The 16,146-nt window shown below is 73.9% G+C and carries 14 protein-coding genes; 6 read left to right on the top strand and 8 right to left on the bottom strand.

All coding sequences use genetic code 11. From position 1 onward, the window contains the following. Nucleotides 1-406: 406 nt before the first annotated feature. The 3 genes from AB5J73_RS28185 to AB5J73_RS28175 all read left to right on the top strand — a co-directional run bounded on the left by AB5J73_RS28185 (nucleotide 407) and on the right by AB5J73_RS28175 (nucleotide 6,124). Nucleotides 407-3,073 carry a BTAD domain-containing putative transcriptional regulator gene (locus AB5J73_RS28185; RefSeq protein ID WP_370961681.1) on the top strand — a complete coding sequence of 889 codons (2,667 nt, stop codon included), beginning with the start codon at nucleotides 407-409 and terminating at the stop codon, nucleotides 3,071-3,073. 125 nt (nucleotides 3,074-3,198) lie between these two features. After that, the gene (locus AB5J73_RS28180; RefSeq protein WP_370961680.1) at nucleotides 3,199-4,785 is read left to right on the top strand and encodes a class I adenylate-forming enzyme family protein; all 1,587 of its coding nucleotides are present in this window, start codon (nucleotides 3,199-3,201) and stop codon (nucleotides 4,783-4,785) included. After that, nucleotides 4,772-6,124, top strand: a complete 1,353-nt coding sequence (locus AB5J73_RS28175; RefSeq protein WP_370961679.1) for an aldehyde dehydrogenase — start codon at nucleotides 4,772-4,774, stop codon at nucleotides 6,122-6,124. The genes AB5J73_RS28180 and AB5J73_RS28175 overlap by 14 nt, the downstream gene beginning before the upstream one ends. Before the next feature lie 112 nt (nucleotides 6,125-6,236). On the opposite strand, the gene AB5J73_RS28170 is transcribed toward AB5J73_RS28175, so the two are convergent. From AB5J73_RS28170 to AB5J73_RS28145, 6 genes are read right to left on the bottom strand one after another with little or no spacing between them, the layout of a single operon-like run. Then, nucleotides 6,237-7,022 (bottom strand): class I SAM-dependent methyltransferase, encoded by a 786-nt coding sequence (locus AB5J73_RS28170; protein WP_370961678.1) that lies wholly within the window; start codon nucleotides 7,020-7,022, stop codon nucleotides 6,237-6,239. A 5-nt stretch (nucleotides 7,023-7,027) separates the two neighbouring features. After that, on the bottom strand, nucleotides 7,028-7,981 hold the full coding sequence (locus AB5J73_RS28165; protein WP_370961677.1) for an LLM class flavin-dependent oxidoreductase: 954 nt from the start codon (nucleotides 7,979-7,981) through the stop codon (nucleotides 7,028-7,030). After that, nucleotides 7,968-8,261, bottom strand: a complete 294-nt coding sequence (locus tag AB5J73_RS28160) for a phosphopantetheine-binding protein (RefSeq protein WP_370961676.1) — start codon at nucleotides 8,259-8,261, stop codon at nucleotides 7,968-7,970. Before AB5J73_RS28160 ends, AB5J73_RS28165 begins: the two co-directional genes overlap by 14 nt. Before the next feature lie 28 nt (nucleotides 8,262-8,289). Beyond that, nucleotides 8,290-9,324, bottom strand: coding sequence for an SIS domain-containing protein (locus tag AB5J73_RS28155; protein WP_370961675.1), 1,035 nt, complete (start codon nucleotides 9,322-9,324; stop codon nucleotides 8,290-8,292). A gap of 25 nt (nucleotides 9,325-9,349) precedes the next feature. After that, on the bottom strand, nucleotides 9,350-10,171 hold the full coding sequence (locus tag AB5J73_RS28150; protein ID WP_370961674.1) for a BtpA/SgcQ family protein: 822 nt from the start codon (nucleotides 10,169-10,171) through the stop codon (nucleotides 9,350-9,352). After that, nucleotides 10,164-11,738 carry a pyridoxal phosphate-dependent aminotransferase gene (locus AB5J73_RS28145; RefSeq protein ID WP_370961673.1) on the bottom strand — a complete coding sequence of 525 codons (1,575 nt, stop codon included), beginning with the start codon at nucleotides 11,736-11,738 and terminating at the stop codon, nucleotides 10,164-10,166. Before AB5J73_RS28145 ends, AB5J73_RS28150 begins: the two co-directional genes overlap by 8 nt. Nucleotides 11,739-12,169: 431 nt before the next feature. On the opposite strand from AB5J73_RS28145, the gene AB5J73_RS28140 reads away from it, so the two are divergent. Together AB5J73_RS28140 and AB5J73_RS28135 are read left to right on the top strand one after the other, a co-directional pair. Further along, a complete protein-coding gene (locus tag AB5J73_RS28140; protein ID WP_247024876.1) occupies nucleotides 12,170-12,910 on the top strand; it encodes a hypothetical protein in 741 nt (246 codons plus the stop codon). Nucleotides 12,911-12,974: 64 nt separating this feature from the next. Then, on the top strand, nucleotides 12,975-13,472 hold the full coding sequence (locus tag AB5J73_RS28135; protein WP_370961672.1) for a hypothetical protein: 498 nt from the start codon (nucleotides 12,975-12,977) through the stop codon (nucleotides 13,470-13,472). Between the two features lie 309 nt (nucleotides 13,473-13,781). Here the strand turns inward: AB5J73_RS28135 and AB5J73_RS28130 are convergent, their stop codons facing one another. Together AB5J73_RS28130 and AB5J73_RS28125 are read right to left on the bottom strand one after the other, a co-directional pair. After that, nucleotides 13,782-14,783 carry an aldose epimerase family protein gene (locus AB5J73_RS28130; RefSeq protein WP_370961671.1) on the bottom strand — a complete coding sequence of 334 codons (1,002 nt, stop codon included), beginning with the start codon at nucleotides 14,781-14,783 and terminating at the stop codon, nucleotides 13,782-13,784. Next, entirely contained in the window at nucleotides 14,783-15,628 is an 846-nt protein-coding gene (locus AB5J73_RS28125) for a TauD/TfdA family dioxygenase (RefSeq protein ID WP_370961670.1), read from the bottom strand. The genes AB5J73_RS28130 and AB5J73_RS28125 overlap by 1 nt, the downstream gene beginning before the upstream one ends. A 251-nt stretch (nucleotides 15,629-15,879) precedes the next feature. Between AB5J73_RS28125 and AB5J73_RS28120 the strand changes: the two genes are divergently transcribed. Continuing rightward, nucleotides 15,880-16,146, top strand: coding sequence for an acyl carrier protein (locus AB5J73_RS28120; protein ID WP_370961669.1), 267 nt, complete (start codon nucleotides 15,880-15,882; stop codon nucleotides 16,144-16,146).

The following is a 16,146-nucleotide window of genomic DNA, read 5'->3' as shown; positions in this document are numbered from 1 at the left end:
GTAGCGGGGCCGAGCGGCGAAAGCCGTCGCGCGGAAAGCGCGGGAACAATCCGCACCGGCACCGAGAACGACGTATCCGATTTGTCCTTTTCCCGCCGGACCCGGACCGATCGGGCGACAGAAAGACAGCCGGGACTGCCCGGTCAGCGGGACGCCCCGAACACCCTGCGGCGGAAGGACTTACCCGGAATCCGCACAATGGCGGTGTCCGCGCGGCCCGCTGCCCGTAAGTGCCCGCGGATGTGCCCGGAAGGCCCGCTCAGCCGACCCCGGCCCGGCGGATCACCTAAGATCATCGGCAAAGCCACCACCGTTCCCGATGCCCTGGGGGAATTCGCCTGCGAACCGAGTTCCGCGATCAATCCGAATTGGTACCGGCCCGGCTGCGACCACCTGGAGCGAATTCATGGAGTTTTCCCTGCTCGGCCCGCTCGAAGTCACCTCGCGGGGACGCCGGGTTCCGCTGGGCGGCGTGAAGCAGCGCCTGACCCTCGCGCTCCTCCTGCTGCGGCACAACTCGCTGATCTCGGTCAACCAGCTGATGGACGCGCTCTGGCCGGACGAAGCTCCCGTCTCGGCGCGCAAGATGCTGCACAACGCGGTCTCCGGCCTCCGGAAGCTGCTCGCCTCGGACGACAGCGCGGAGCCACCGCTGCTGCTCACCCGCTCCCCCGGCTACCTCCTGCGCATCCGGCCGCAGGACATCGACCTCGTGCGCTTCAACGAGATCGCCGTGCAGGGGCACGCGGCGCTCGCCGGCGGGTGCTGGGAACAGGCGTCCGAACTGCTGGGCGAGGCGACCGCCATGTGGCGCGGCCCGATCCTGGCCGACCTGACCGACCAGGCGCTCGACTGGCCCGAGATCGGCATCGTCGGCAACGCGCGGCTGATGGCGCTGGAAGACCGGATGGAGGCGGACTTCCACCTCGGGCGGCACCGCGAGGTGCTGACCGAGCTGGAGGTGCTCGTCGAGCAGGAACCGTTGCGGGAACGCCTGTGCGGCCTGCTCATGCGGGTGCTCTACCAGCGCGGCAGGCAGGCCGACGCGCTCGCCGTCTACAGCCGCACCCGCGGCGCGCTGGTGGAGAAGCTGGGCCTGGACCCCAGCCCCGAGCTGCAGCAGCTGGAGCACGCGATCCTCACCCAGGACAGCTCGCTGGGCCAGGTCGCCGAGCCGGTCGTCGCCGGGCAGCGCGCCCCGGAGCCGCCGTCCGGCGGGCCCGGAGCCGAAGTTCCCGAACCGCGGCCGGCGGGCACCGAGGGCGCGCGCGTCCCGCTGGAGGAGCTCAAGCGCATCAGCACCGTGGTGATCGCCGCCGGGCCCGCGCCGGGGCTGTCCGCGGGGCCGCAGGACCTCGCCGCGATCCGCGGCTACCTCGACGACGTCGTCCGCGCCGAAGCCCGGTCGCGCCGGACCCGCGTGATCGGGCCGGACGGGACCGGCGACGGTGACTGCGCCGCGCTGCTCGGTCCCGCGCACCGGGTGTGGCGCGACGTCACGGGAGCGCCGTCGGCCCCGGTGTGGCTGGTCACCGCCGGGCACGGCGCGGCGGGCGAAGCCGAACCGTGGCAGGCGCTGCAGCTGGCGCACGCGCTCAACGGCAGGCTGACCGCCGAGCCGCGGTGCCGCACCGCCGACGGGCAGCAGCTGCCGTTCGAGGTGCGGGTCGTCGTCGCCACCGGCCCGGCCGTGGTGCGGCACGGCGACCCGGCTCGGTCCTGGCCCCGGCCGTCCGACGACCTGGTCGAGCTCTGCCTGCGCCTGCTGGAGGACGACGCCGCGGGCCCGGTGCGGGTGTGCCCGACCACGGCCGAGGCGGTGCGGCTGCTGAACCGGCCGGACGACCTCCCGTTCGTCGGCCGCGAGCGCGAGCTCGCCGCGCTCGACGCCGCTCTGGAGGGCGCCCGCACGCTGCGGCAGCCCCACCTGCTGACCCTGTTCGGCGAGGCCGGTTCCGGCCGCACCCGGCTGCTGGAGGAATGGCGGCGCCGCGGCCCGGGCGCCGGCGGGACCCGCACCACGGTGCTGGTCGGCCGCACGCCGTCGGCGATCAGCGTGGGCAGCCGGGTCACGGCGCTGGCCGAGCTGGTCCGCGCGGCGGCGGGCATCAGCCCCGCCGATGCCATGCCCTTCGCGCTGGCGCGGCTGGGCGACGTCGTGAACGGCGTCGTCGACGAACGCCGGGCGCCGTGGATCCTCTCCCACCTGAGCGTGCTGCTGGAGGCGGACCACGGCGACCGGGCGTGGACCGCGGACACGTTCGACGCGTGGACCCAGTTCTTCGAGGCGCTGGCCGCGCGCGCGCCGGTGGTGCTGGTGGTGGAGAACCTGCAGTGGAGCGACGACGTCGTCCTCGACTTCCTCGACCACCTCCTCGAGCGGTCGGGAGGTGTGCCGCTGCTCGTCGTCGCGAGCGCCCGCCCGGACCTGCTGACCCGCCGGCGGTCGTGGGGCGGGGGCAAGCTGCACAGCACGTCGGTCTGCCTCCACCCGCTCGCCGACACCGAGGCCGCGCGCCTCATGTGGGAGGCGTACAAGGCGACGCGCATCCCCGCCGGCCACGCGGTCCCGGACGAGCACCCGGAAACCCTCGTCCCCCTGGCGGGAGCCCTCGGCGGCAACCCGCTGTTCGCGATCGAGTACGGCAGGCGGCTGCCGGACGAGGATCCGGCGAGCCTGCCGGACCCGATCCCGTACTCGGTCCGCTCCCGGCTGGAGGTCGCGCTCGACCTGCTGCCCACGGAGGCCCGTGCGGTGCTGTACGACGTGGCCGTGTGCGGGGACGACGTCACCGAGACGGTGGTGGCGACGTTGGCGGCCGAGGACGGCCACCACGCCAGCGGACGGTGGTTGCGCCTGCTGGTGAACCGCGGAATCCTGCGCTGCGTCCGGCGCCCGGGCGACCTCGCTTGGACGCGCTACGCGTTCACGAACACCCGGCTGCGGGAGGTCGCGTTGTCCCGGGTGCCGGCGCCGGTGCGGGCGCGGAAGGAGCAGCTGATCGACGCGGCGCGGACGCCGAGGGCGAGTGTGGAGAGCACGGCGGTCCCGGCCCGGTCCCCGGCCGGCTGAGCCCGGGCCCGATTACTCCGCCGTTTCCGGGCCGGTTTCCGGATTACCGCTCACCGGGGCCGCCCGGCCTAGGCTCGTTCGGCAAGACCGAACGGGCGGTGCGCCGGAGGAAAGGGTTACGTTCGATGACGGTTGCGGATCACGTACTCGCGCGCCGCTACGGCGATGCCGGGCCGGCGGCGCCCTCCTCGCCCTGGCGCACCCCGCTCGACGCGCTCGACTGGTTCGCCGTGAGCCAGGGGGACGCGCCCTTCGTCACCGCTGTCGCGCCCGACGGCACCGCGACCACCCTCGACTACCGCACGGCCGCCGTCGCGAGCCGCGCGCTCGCGGGGTGGCTGTGCGCCGAATTCGGGACCGGGAGGCCCGCCGCGCTCGGCTTCGCGCCGTCGAACGACGTCCCGTCGGTCCTCACCGTGCTGGCCGTGCTCCGGGCCGGGTTCGGGCTGCTGATGCTCGGGCCGTCGGACCCGCCCGAGCGCCGCGCCCGGCAGCTCGAAGCCGCCGGGGCGCTCGCCACCGTCCACCTGCCCGGCACCGGCGCCCCGGGCCCGGACTCGCGGGCCCTCCCGCACTGGACCGAGCTGCCGGAACCCACCGCGGCCCTTCCCGCGCTCGACCCGGCCGCGGACGCGCTCTACTTCGCGACGTCCGGCTCCACGGCCGCGTCCAAGCTCGTCGCCCAGACCCACCTCAACGCGGTGGCCAACGCCGAAGCCGTGCGCCGCCACCACGGGCTCGTCCGGGACGACCGGGTGCTCGCGTGCCTGCCCATCCACCACGTCAACGGCCTGCACTTCACCGTCCTCGGCACGATGGCGGCCGGCGCGCACACGGTGCTGTGCGACTCCTTCTCCCCGCTCGCCTACCCCGGCACCCTGCGGACCTACCGCCCGCGCATCGCGAGTGTCGTGCCCGGCATCCTCGAAGCGCTCGTCGAGACGTGGCGCCGCCCCGAGCTCCCGTCGGACTTCGGCTACTTCGTCTCCGCCGCGGCGCCGCTGACCAGCCGCACCGCGCGGTCGGTCGCCGAGCGCCTCGGTGCCCGGGTCCTGCAGGGCTACGGCCTTTCGGAGACCACCAACTTCTCCTGCACCATGCCGCCGGGCCTGTCCGACGACACCTACCGCGGGCTGATGCTCGACGCGGAAATCCCCTCCGTCGGGGTCGCGGTCTACGGCAACGAGGTCGCGGTGCTGGACCCGGCGGGCGCGCCGCTGCCCCCGGGTGAGGTGGGCGAGGTCTGCATGCGGGGCTTCAACGTGATGTCGCGGTACGTGCGCAACGCCGAGGCGACCCGCGAAGCGTTCCGCGACGGCTGGTTCCACTCCCAGGACCTCGGCTACCGGGTCGAGCGGGACGGGCGCGGCTTCTTCGTCCTCACCGGACGGCTCAAGAACATCGCCAAGGTCGCCGGGGAGACCGTCTCCCTCGACGAGATGGACCGCGTGCTGCGCGCGCTGCCCCAGGTCCGGGACGCCGCGTGCGTCACGGTGCCGGACCGCTTCGCCGGGGAGAAGATCATCGCCGCCGTCGTGCTGTCCGGCGGCGAGACCGACGCCGCCGCGCTGACCGGGCCGTTGCGGGCCACCTTCGCCGAGGGGGTGCTGCCGGCGCAGGTGATCACGCTGCCGTCGATCCCCCGCACCGCGACCGGGAAGGTGCTGCGCCCGCAGCTGAGGGACGACCTGAGCGCGCGTGTTCGGGACTGAGCACCGGACGCCGGGGGACGAACCGGCCGTCACCGGCGGGCCCGCGACCCTGCTCCTCGACCCGCGCACCGGGCAGGTGCGCGGGATGGCCCCGATCGGCGACGAGTACACCGTGTCCGCCGCGGTCGCGGCCGCTCGGGACGCGGCGAAGACGTGGTCCCGGCTGAGCGGCCCGGATCGCGCGGAGCGGCTGGACGCGCTCGCCGACCACCTCGAGGACCGCGCCGACCGGTACGTGGAGCTGGAGTGCGCGGGCACCGGCAAGCCGGCCGCCGACGCCCGGCTCGAGGTGGCGGCGGGCGTGCGGCACCTGCGGTCCTGCGCCGCCGTGGCCGGTGCGCTGTCGCCGGGCAGTTCCGCCCCGCTCGGGGTGGTCGGGGTGCTCGTGCACTGGGCGTTCCCGCTGCTGTCGGCGCTGCACCAGGCCGGGCCCGCGCTGGTGGCGGGCAACGCCGTGGTGGTGAAACCGGCCGAGAGCACCCCCGACTCGGTGCAGTTCCTCGCCGAAAGCGCCGTTCCGGTGCTGGGCGCCGACGTGCTGGGCGTGGTCACCGGCGACCGCCGGACCGGGCGCAGCCTGGTGGCCGGCCAGGTGGACGCGCTGTCCTTCGCCGGGAACACCGGGGGCGCGATCGACGTCGCCCACCGCGCCGGGCTGCGGCCGGCGCACCTGCGGTGGGGCGGCAACAGCGCCGCGGTCGTGCTGCCCGGCGCGCCCGGGTCGACGTTCCGGGCCCTGGCCAGGGCCCGCACGCACAACGCCGGGCAGAACTTCGCGCCGGCCCGGGTGATCACGCTGCGGCAGAACTACGAGCAGGTGGTGCACGGCCTCGCCGACGCGGTGGCCGAGTGCCGCGCGGGCGTGGACTTCGGGCCGCTGAACAACCTCGACCAGCTCAGCCTGTTCGACACCGCGGTGGCCACCAGCGACGCCGGGTTCTGCTTCGAGGCCGAAACGCGCCTCGGGCCGGCCGAGCAGCACGGCTTCTGGCGGGGCGCCCGCGTGCTGGCCGACCTCGCGCCGGACGCCCCGGCCGTGCTGCAGGAGGTGCCCGGGCCGCTGCTGACCGTCCAGGCCGCGCCCGACCCCGAGGCGGCGGCGCGGCTGGCCGGTTCCACCTCGGCGGCCGCCCACGCCGCGAGCGTGTGGGGACCGCCGGAAGCAGCCTTCGAGGTGGCGCACCTGGTGCGCGCCAAGGAGATCTCGGTCAACTGGGTGCCCGGCGCCGCGGGCGCGCTCGGCGGCGGCGGGTTCCCGTGCCGCCCGGAGCACCTCGCCGCGGCGGTCGAGGACTACCGGGTCAAGCGGACCATCTGGCCGCTGCCGCCCCCCGCGTGACGCCGGCCCCGAGCGCCCCAATGTGGCGTTCGGTGCGTCCAGCGCACCCAATGTGGCGTTCGGTGCGTCCAGCGCACCCAACGCCACATTGGGGTGCTTGGGGCGGGGCGGGTCAGGGTTTGCGGGCGCGGTAGATCGCCCGGCACGGGACCGCCGTCCGGGAGCAGGAGCCCGAGTCGCACTTGAGGTCCTCGCCGCCGAAGCCGTGCGGCAGGGGCTCGAAGCCCGCCGCGCGCAGGGCGGTCGTGACGTCCTCGGCGTCGTAGTACCAGCTCGTCAGCGTCTGGTCCACGCGCTGCACCCGGTCCCCCGCGCCGAACACCCCGGACACGCGCAGCATGCCGGTGCGGGTGTCGGTGTCCCAGACCCCGCGCTTGACCACGACCGCCTCGTCGGTGTCGGTGAGGGTGACGTGGTTCCAGTGCAGGAAGTGCGTCTGCTCGTAGAGGTCGAAGACGAACTCGCCGCCCGGGGCGAGCGCCGCGTGCGCCGCCGAGAAGCACGCCCGCAAGTCCTCCGTGGAAGGCAGGTGGTTGAGCGCGCCGTCCATGCTGACGCACGCGGACACCGGGGCCGGCAGCCGGAACGCGCGGGCGTCGGACTGCACCACCGAGAACCGGCCGGCTTCGATCGCCCCGGCGTGGCGGGCGCGGGCCAGGTCCAGCATCGACTTGGACCCGTCGACGCCGTGCAACGTCCAGCCCGCGTCGAGGAAGCAGGCCGCGGTGACGCCGGTGCCGCAGCAGATGTCCACGGCGGTGCGGTCGGTGCCCGGCACGGTCGCCAGGTGGGCGACCAGCTTCGGCGAGAACCGGTTGACCCAGCCGGTGTAGCTGTTGTCGAAGAAGGAGGCGAACCCCTCCGAGTAGTAGTTGCCCATCGTGGCTTCCTTTCTCACCGCCGTCACCGGGACGCGCGGAGCTGGGGGACGACCTGGTCGGCGAAGAGCGTGACGCTGCGCCAGTCCACCGGCGGCCGGACGCCCAGCACGAGGTCGGTGACCCCGAGCCCGACATAGGGCCGCAACGCTTCGGCGCACTGCTCCGGGGTGCCGAAGACCAGGTATTCCGGCCACACCGGGGAATCAGGCGGGTACCGGCGCCGCAGCCGGTCGAGTGCACCGGGCAGGTCCGCCGCGTCCTCGACGAGCAGGGCGCGGAAGGTCATCGACCGCCGGACGCCCGCCGGATCGCGGCCGGCTTCCTCGCACCAGCGGTCCAGGCGCGCGCTGCGCTCGCGGTACTCGGCCGGGCCGGCGAGCAGGCTGTTCCAGACGTCCCCGTGCCGCGCCACGGTGCGCAGCACCGGCTCGCTCACCCCACCGACCACCAGGGGCAGCCGCGGCTGGACCGGGACGGGCCGCAGGTGGGCGTCGGTCAGGCGGAAGTGCTTGCCCACGAACGTGACCGGCTCGCCCGACCACAGTCCTCTCAGGACCTCCGCGGTCTCTTCGAGCATCCCGAGCCGGTCCACACGGGACGGCTGGGGCAGGCCGTACTGCCCGTGCGCCAGGTCGGCGCCGCCGACGCCGATGCCCAGTTCCACGCGGCCGTCGCTGACGTGGTCGATGGTGGCGGCGAGCGCGGCCAGCACCGCCGGGTGCCGCCACGCCACCGGCGCGACCATCAGCGCGCAGCGGACCCGGCTGGTGCTCGCGGCGAGCGCGGACAACAGGGTCGTGCCCTCGAAGCACGGACCGGCCGGCCCGCCCATCGGCGGACGCAGGTGGTCGAACACCGAGCACCAGTCGTAGCCGAGCTCTTCGGCGCGCTGCCACAGTTCCCTTATCTCGCCGTAGCTTTCGTACTGCTGTCCGGAGTGGACTCCGAACCGCAGCCGCGGCTCAAGCGTGGTCACGAGCGGGTTCCGCCGCCGCGGCCACCGGTTCGATCGCGGTGGCCAGCGTGCGGACGCTGCGGAAGGTGTCGGGGGTGATCAGTTCCGGGGGCAGCTCCGCGCCCAGGCCGGCCTCGATGGCGACCAGCGTCGCGACGGTGCGCAGCGACGTCAGCCCGGCCTCGCCCAGCGGGGAGTCCGGGCCCAGGTCCGCCGCGGTGGCGGGCAGCTGGCGCAGGACGAGCTCGCGCAGGGCCGCGACCAGTGCGTCACCGGTCCGCCCCGCCAGTGCGTTTTCCATGTCCGCTGTCTCCTTTCCTCGGTGGGGTTCAGCCGGGCAGGTCGGCCAGGAACGGTTCGCGGTCCAGCTCGGCCGCCATCGCCGCGGCGAGGTACGGGGCGAAGACGCCGTGCACGAGCGGGGCGAACTCCTCCCGCACCGGGCCCGCGACCGGGATGTCGGCCTCGCTTCCGCCGACGAAGCGCAGCCGGCGGCCGCGCTGCCGGGCCCGTTCGGCGAGGGCCCGCGCCCGCCGCTCGGCGGTCCCGGGCTGGGCGAGCACGAACACCGGGATGTCCGCGGGCCGGCAGAACCGCTCGACGTGCCACCACTCTTCGGTGTCCTGCCCGATGCTGGGCGCGCCGGTGGCCTCGATGAGCTTGGCGGCGGCGTGGAGGGCGGTGCCGTGGCTCGGGCCGGTGCCGAGGAACACCCGCAGCGGCGCGTGCGCGATGTCGGCCGCGGTCTTGACGCAGGCGGGCCGGACGAGTCCCGCCGTTTCTTCGACGACCGCGGCCAGGCCGCCGAGTTCCGCCACCAGCCCGCGGGCGTCCACTGTGGACAACGTGGCCCGGCGCGCGCCGAGCCCGATCGCGAGCTCGAGCAGGGTCAGCAGGCTGAGCTGGTGGGTGCGGACGCCCGGCGACGGTTCCAGGTCCGGCAGTGCGGTGACGAGCGCGTGCTCCGCGGCGTCGGTGACGGCGGTGCCGGACCGCCCGGTCACCGCCACGGTGACCGCGCCGAGTTCCCGCGCCAGACCCAGGGCCTCGGCCACCATCGGGCTGCCACCCGAGGCCGAGACGCCGACGGCGAGCGTGCCGGGACCCGTCGCGGGGTCCGGGTGGTCGGCGAACCGTTGCGCGGGCAGGGGGTCGGCCGCGACGCCGGCGAACCGCGCGAACGCGAGTGCGGCGGCGTGGGCGGCGTGGTGGGAATCGCCGTTGCCGAGCAGGACGACCCGCCCGATCCCGGCGAACCCGGGCGCCGCCGAGAGGTCCGCCACCCGTTCCGCGATCCCGCCCGAGCACGCCCGCAGGTCCGCGCCGAGCCGATCCGCCTGCCGCACCAGCACTTCCGCCTTCATCCGCGTCTCGCCCGCCCTTCGTGGTTCACTGCCGCACCGCGCGGACTTCGCGCACGTAGTCGTGGACGAGCCGCTCGTCGATCTCACCGCCCCAGCCGTCGCGTTCCAGGCAGGTGCCGACGAACGCGCCGTCGGCCGCGCCCAGCAACCGCGCGGCGTTGCGGTGGTTCGTGTGCCCGGCGAGGAGCACCGGTGCCGAGGGTGCCGTCTCGCGGACCGACGCGATCATCGCCAGCGCCGTGTCCTCGTCGCGGTGGGCCAGGGTGACCGCGTCCGCGCCGGCGTCCACGGCGTGCTTCGCGACCTGCCCGGTGGTCTTGTCCCCGGTGAGCCACGAGAAGTGCATCGAGTCCACGTCGGCGACGACCGCGACGTCCCCGGCTTCGATGGCGCGGCGGTAGGTCATCACCCGCAGCGGGTCGCCCTGGACGAGGCCCTGCGGGCTGAGCGTGGCCCCGACCAGCGTGGCCGCGCGCACGAACGACGCGCCCGCCACCGACGCCACGGCCAGCGACGCCGAGATCGCGTTGCGCATGATCTGCACCCCGGTCCGGAAGTCCGGTCCGGTGGCCCGCACGACTTCGGCCACCACCAGCGCCATCGCCGCGACGCGGGCGGGATCGGCTTCGTCCTCGGTCCCGTAGACGCGATCGGCGGTCTGGACCAGGCACCCGTCGGCGCCGCCGTTCTCCAGGGCGCGCGCGGACCGCACCGCGGTCTCGGTGATCCCGGCGAACGTGCCGCCGCGGTGGTACGGGCTGCCGGGCAGCGGCGGCAGGTGGATCATGCCGAGCACCGCCTTGTGCCCGGCGCGGGCCGCGAACCCGGCCGGCACGAGCTCAGACACGGAGCACCCCCGGCTCGGCCACGGCGTAGGCCAGGCGGTCCCCGGCCTCCGCCAGTTCGGCCCACGGCCGGGCCGTGGTCACCCGGACCACCCCGCCGGAGAAGCAGAAGTTGAGGATGCCCGGGTAGGTCGACACCCCGGTGGTGCGCAGCAGGTCGCGGAAGCACCGGTAACTGTCGTCCCAGCCGGGGACGCGGACGGCGGCGTTGATGGAGTACGCCGGGACGGTCACCCTCGCCACGGCCGAGAGCCGGTGGCACGCCGCGTCGCGCAACGCCGTGAGCGCGTCCTGGCGCTCCCAGCGCTCCCGCCGGTAGCCCGCGTAGGCCACGCCCAGCCGGTCGGCGTCGAGGCGGTAGGCGGGCTCGAACTCCGCGACCTCGGCCGCGCCGGGCCGGTCGAGCCCGGTGACCAGCCAGCGTTCCATCCGGGCGAGCAGCTCGACGACCGTGTAGAGGAACGACGGCGGCCCCCCGAAGGCGGTCGACGCGTGCTCGTAGTACTCGTCGATGAACTCCCGGCCGGCCAGGATCCAGCCGATCTTCATGCCCGGCGCGGACCAGTTCTTCGACAGGCTCGACACGCGCACGACGTTGGCGGCGGCGCGGGCGGTGCCCCGGGTGCGCCGCGGCCCGAGCCATTCGTGGCACTCGTCGAGGATGATCGTGGTGCGCGGGCCCGCGGCGCGGATCAGCCGGGTCAGCTCGTCCTCGTCGACCAGTGCGCCGGTGGGGTTGGCGGCGGTCTGGATCAGCACCAGCGGCGTGTCGGCCGACAACGCCTGGATCAGCGGCTCGAGCGACGTCCGGCCCGCGGTGCTGGGCAGCGGCACCAGCCGGACGTCGCCGCGGCGGGCGACCGCCTCCACCAGCGGCGGGTAGTTGGGGATGCCGCACAGTGCGGGCCCGGTCGGGCCGGTCCGGCCGGTGAGGAGGAAGTCGGCCAGGGTGCTCACGGTGAAGGTGCCGCCCATGGTGAGCGCGACGTTGTGCTCGTCGTAGACGTCCCGCTCCATCAAGGCGTTCTCGTACGCGGCGACGGCTTCGCGCGCCGGGATCCGGCCGCGCGAGTCCGAGTAGCCGTACCAGTCGCGGTCGAGGGCGAAGCGCACGCAGTCCTTGAGCGCCGCGGGCAGTCCCCAGCGCTCTTCGTCGACCGCGCCGCTCGAGAGCAGCAGCTGCCGGTCGGCCGCGAGGTCGCCGTAGAGGTCGTCGCGGAAGTACCAGTTGAAGAGCTCCTTGACGAACCGGACGGTGGCTCGCGAAGTCAGTGCTTCTTCGGCGCCGACGTGCCGGCGGGGGCGGGAACCGCGCCAGAGCTCGGCGAGCCCGGGGCGCAGGGCGTCGGCGCCGAGTTCGTGTTCGACGCGGCCGAGCCACAGGTCCCGCAGTTCGAAGGCGTCCCCGGGGTCTTCCGCCCGGGCGATGACGTCGAGCAGCCGGTCGTCGACGTCGGGGCAGAAGGTGTCCAGGTCCGCTTCGGCGGGCCGGGCGAGCGCGGCACAGGCTCGCGCGTCTTCGGGAACCGTTATGCGCCGTGGCCGGGACGGGGGATCGAACAGCGGCATGAACCGGGCTCCGTTCTGGGCCGGGCCTGAGCGGACAGCTCACCAGATCCGCAGGCGTGGGATGGGGCCGGCACGAGCCGCCGGCAGCGCGAAGGTGCGACTTCGGTGATTTCGCCCCGAATTGCGGGCACCGATCACGTTAGCGATTCGGTCCGGGCCCGGCCAACCACGCCGCTCTTCGCCCCCTCATCACCGGGTAATCGACCCCGGCGACATAAAATGTCCGGGGTAACCGGACGGTAAAGCGCGATTTCCCGTGGTGAATACCGCGTCCTTGATTACCGCGCGATGAGCGGATCCCTGAATTCGTAACTGTACAGATGTCGCACCGGCACCGTACGTTCGGTGGCGGCCAGGATCACTGGCGATCCCGACGAATCGCCGTTCGCCCCGGAGCGAGAGCCCGGAACGCCGAGGAAAAGGATTGGTCGATGGAAGCGGTTTCCCAGACGATGAAGCACGCGCCGGACGAGGAGAACGAGGTCCAGGACCTCATCGGGTTCCGCGACCCGGCGCAGAACCGGGTGACACCGGTCGCCCAATGGCCCGCCGACATCGCCTTCGCGATCGTCGACCGGCTGGCGTCGGTGGTCCGCGAAGCCCACAAGTCCGAAGAAGCCACCTCCCCCGACGCCGAGGGCATCGTCCGCGCCCAGACGTTCGAGGAGGGCGACGTCTACATGCTGGCGAGCCCGTTCGACGGTTACTTCGCCGACCGCTACCTGATGGACTTCTACGACGTCGAAGAGCGGGACATGTGTTCCCGCATGCACCTTCACACGGGTCTGCGGTTCGTGCGCATGATGACCGGCCCCGGCACGCGCATCCGCGTTTCCAGCCTTTCGCCGTTCATCGTCGGCGACGTCCCCGGTGTGACGCCGTTCGCACCCGAAGCCTTCGAAGACGACCTGCCCGGCACCCCGGAGGGCCACCGGCGCACGCGGTACAACCTGATCGTGCCGGAGAACTCGTGGGTGGACATGCAGATCCCGCGCGGCACTTCGCACCAGTTCAACGCGATCGGCCCGAACGCGGTCATCGACTCGGTGCACCCCGAGGAGTCCATCGAGGTGTTCCGCGAAAGCATGCGCGACTACAAGATGATGGCCCAGACCATCTTCCTCGCCGAGGAGAAGCAGAGCGCGGAAACCTGCGCCGACCTGCCGCGGTGAGCGGGACGCGCACGGTTCTCCCGGACCGTGCGCCCCCGCGTGCCGCCCGACGAACGGGGAACCGATGACCACGCAGCACTGGGAAATCGCGACGGACGCCGCCGAGGTCCACGCACTGCTCTGCGCGAGCGACCGGCACCAGGGCCGCCGCTTCGCTTCCCCCGTCCCGGCGCGCAACCCCGCGACGACCGAGTCCCGCGTGCGCGCGGGGGTGGTGCACCTGCTGCGCGCGGACGACCGCGCGGCCGCGATGTTCACGTTGACCTGGCACCCGGCCTTCGAGCCGCCCACCGGGGTCTTTCCGGAGGCGCGTACCCCGGCTTACCTGAGCAGGCTCGCCGTCCACCCCGATCTGGTGGGTTCTCTGGCCGGACCGCAGTGTTTACGTCGTGCGGTGTCGATTGCGCGGGAGAGCGGCGCGGACGCGCTGCGGGCCGAGGCGAATCCGGACCTTGAGTCCACAGTGGACGTGATGGTCCTGCTGGGTTTCGCCCGCTGCGGCCCGATCTTCGGCGGCAAGGGTTCCCCGCGGCGGACCTACCTCCACCACCCGCTGGGCTGACCCCCGCTTCACGGGTTGTGGTGCTGGGTCGCCCCGAGGTCGCGAATGACTCATTCGGGACCTTGGAGGTCGCGAATGAGTCATTCGCGGCACCGGGAACGCGCCCGCGAGGGGCAGACAGCGCTGGAACCGGCTGCGTAGCCGCAGCGGCGCACCATCCAGTGCCGGAGCGCCCGAAGCGGTGCACCACACGGTGCCGGCCCGAGTCACCCGGCGTCAGCCACCCCGAACCAGCGCACCACACGATGCCGGCCCGAGTCACCCTGGGTCGGCCACCCGAACCGGCGCACCGCGCGGTGCCGGCGCAAGTCACCCGGCGTCGGCCACCCCGAAGCGGTGCACCGTCCGGTGCCGGTGCGTTTCACCCGGGTCGAGGCGGACCGACGGGTAGTCCGGCCGGTTCGGCGCGTCCGGGAACGCACCCGTCTCCAGGCAGATGCCGCCGCGCGGACGGCCGGAAAACCAGTCCCCCGTGTAGACCCCGACCGCCGGCTGGTCCGTGCTCACCCGCATCACGCGGCCGCTCGCCGGGTGCGTCAACGCCGCCAGCTCCTCCTCCCCCGGGACCAGGAAGCAGTTGTCCACCCGCACCCCCGCCAACGCCCGCTCCGCCGTGAAGTCCCGCGCGGTACCCGGCACCGCTTCCGGCGGTCCCGGCAGCGGGACCAGGTCCGCGTCGAACCGGACCGCTTCCGTCGCGGTGAGGCGCAGGCGGTGGTCGTCGATCGTCCCCTCCCCGGCCAAGTTCCAGAAGGCGTGGTTCGTGAGGCCGACGACGGTCGGCGCCGTCGTGCTCGCCCGGTGCGCGATCACCAGCGTGCCGTCCGGCTCGGCGCGGTAGCTCGTGCACACCGTCAGCTCGCCGGGGTAGCCCTGGTCGCCGTCGGGGCTGGTCGCCGTGAACCGGACCTCCAGCGCGTCGCCGTCGCGGGACGCCTCCGCCGACCACACGTGCCGGTCGAGGCCCTCCGCTCCACCGTGGACGTGGTGCGGGCCCTCGTTGCGGTCCAGTCGGTGGCGCACGCCGTCCAGGGTGAACTCGGCCCCCGCCACGCAGCGGCAGTAGCGGCCGACCGTCGCGCCGACGTACGGGTTGCGGGCCCGGTCGAGGTAGGCGTCCAGGTCGGGCAGGCGCAGGCAGACGTTGGCGTACCGCCCGTCCCGGTCCGCCGCCAGCACCTCCACCAGGGTCGCGCCGTAGCTCCACGCCGTGATCGCGAAGCCGGTGCCGGTGTGCAGCGTGTACGACTCGACCTCCGTGGCCGGCCGGTCCGGGACCTTGCCGACGGTCGTGCGCTCGATGCCCCGCATCAGCGGATCCGCAGCCGCTTGAGGTGACGCGGTGCACCCGCCGGGGCGGTGCCCGCCGTCCGGCCGTGGAAGTGGCGCCGGTTGTCGATCACCACCAGCAGCCCGCGCTGCCAGTGCACGCCCCGCGCGCCGGGTGCGTACATCGCCGCGTGGAGGCTCTCCAGCGCCGCGTCGACCGCTTCCGGCGGGTCGCCGCCGTCGTTGACCCAGTCGAGGCGTCCGCCGAGGAAGTCGCGGAACGAGAACACCGGACGGCCGTCGTGCTCGCGCAGGATCGGTTCCCCCGGCGGCAGGTGCGCGTAGCGGGTGCGGGACAGCACCTCGCGGTCCGGCGCGGACAACCGTCCGGCGATCTCTTCCATCGGCACCAGGACGGTCTGCGCGGCGGTGGGCCGCCGGCCCGGGTGGCAGCACATCAGCACGATGTACCGCGGCTGGTCGGCGGCCACGCGGCCGCTGCCCTCGGTGTGCAGCGACAGCGAGTTCTCGGCGAACGGCTGCAGCGAGACGTCGTCGGTCCGCCGGTTCTTGCCGAGCAGGTTGAGGATCACGCCGCCGGTCACGAACGGCTGCACCGCCGGGTCGGTCTCCTCGGTCGCGGTGCCGAGCCGGGCGCCGAACGCGACGAACTCCTCGTCGGCGAACGGCTCGTCGAGCAGTACCACCCCGGCGCCGTGCTCACGCAGCATGGGCTCGACGAGGGCCCACACGTCGGCCGCGACCGGCGCCGAGGTCTTGGCGACCCCGTCGAACGGCGGCGGCAGCACCCGGCCGGCGTCGAGCAGCTCGTGGCGCGACCGGGCGTACCCGGGAGCGGCCTTCTCCTCGTAGGATCCCTTCGACACCTGGACCTCCGTCTTCGGTCGTGCGGTGGATGCGAGCCCACGCTAGGCGCGGCCCGCCCACCACCGGGTAAACGGCGCCGGGGCCCCGCTCACCGCGCGGTAATCCGCCGGGCCGCGGTAATCGCCGGGTAATCGGCGGACCGCACGCCGCGGTGGCGCCCCACGTGCCGCGCGATTACCTCCGCGCGGGGGCGCCCGCGCTACGTTCGGGGAGCCCGGACCACCGCCCGACCCCGGATCTGAGGTGACCGATGAAAACCGACGCGACCGCGGCGGAGCAGGCCGTGCTCGACCGGCTCCGCGCGTGCCTCGGCGAGGTCCTGCCCGTGGAGCCGCTCGCGGCCGACTACGACCTCATCGCCAGCGGCGTGCTGGACTCTTCGCGTTTCCTGGCGGTGTTCGTCGAGCTCGAAGACCACTTCGGCATCCGCATCACCGGCGACGACATCAGCCAGGACAACTTCCGCACCCTGGCACGGATCGCGCGGTTCGTCCGCGCCAAGGGCGGGGACGCCTGA

This window comes from Amycolatopsis sp. cg9 (assembly GCF_041346945.1).
GTDB lineage: Bacteria > Actinomycetota > Actinomycetes > Mycobacteriales > Pseudonocardiaceae > Amycolatopsis.
The sequence above is the reverse complement of the archived record's forward strand: the minus strand, read 5'-3'. Positions and strand labels throughout refer to the sequence as shown.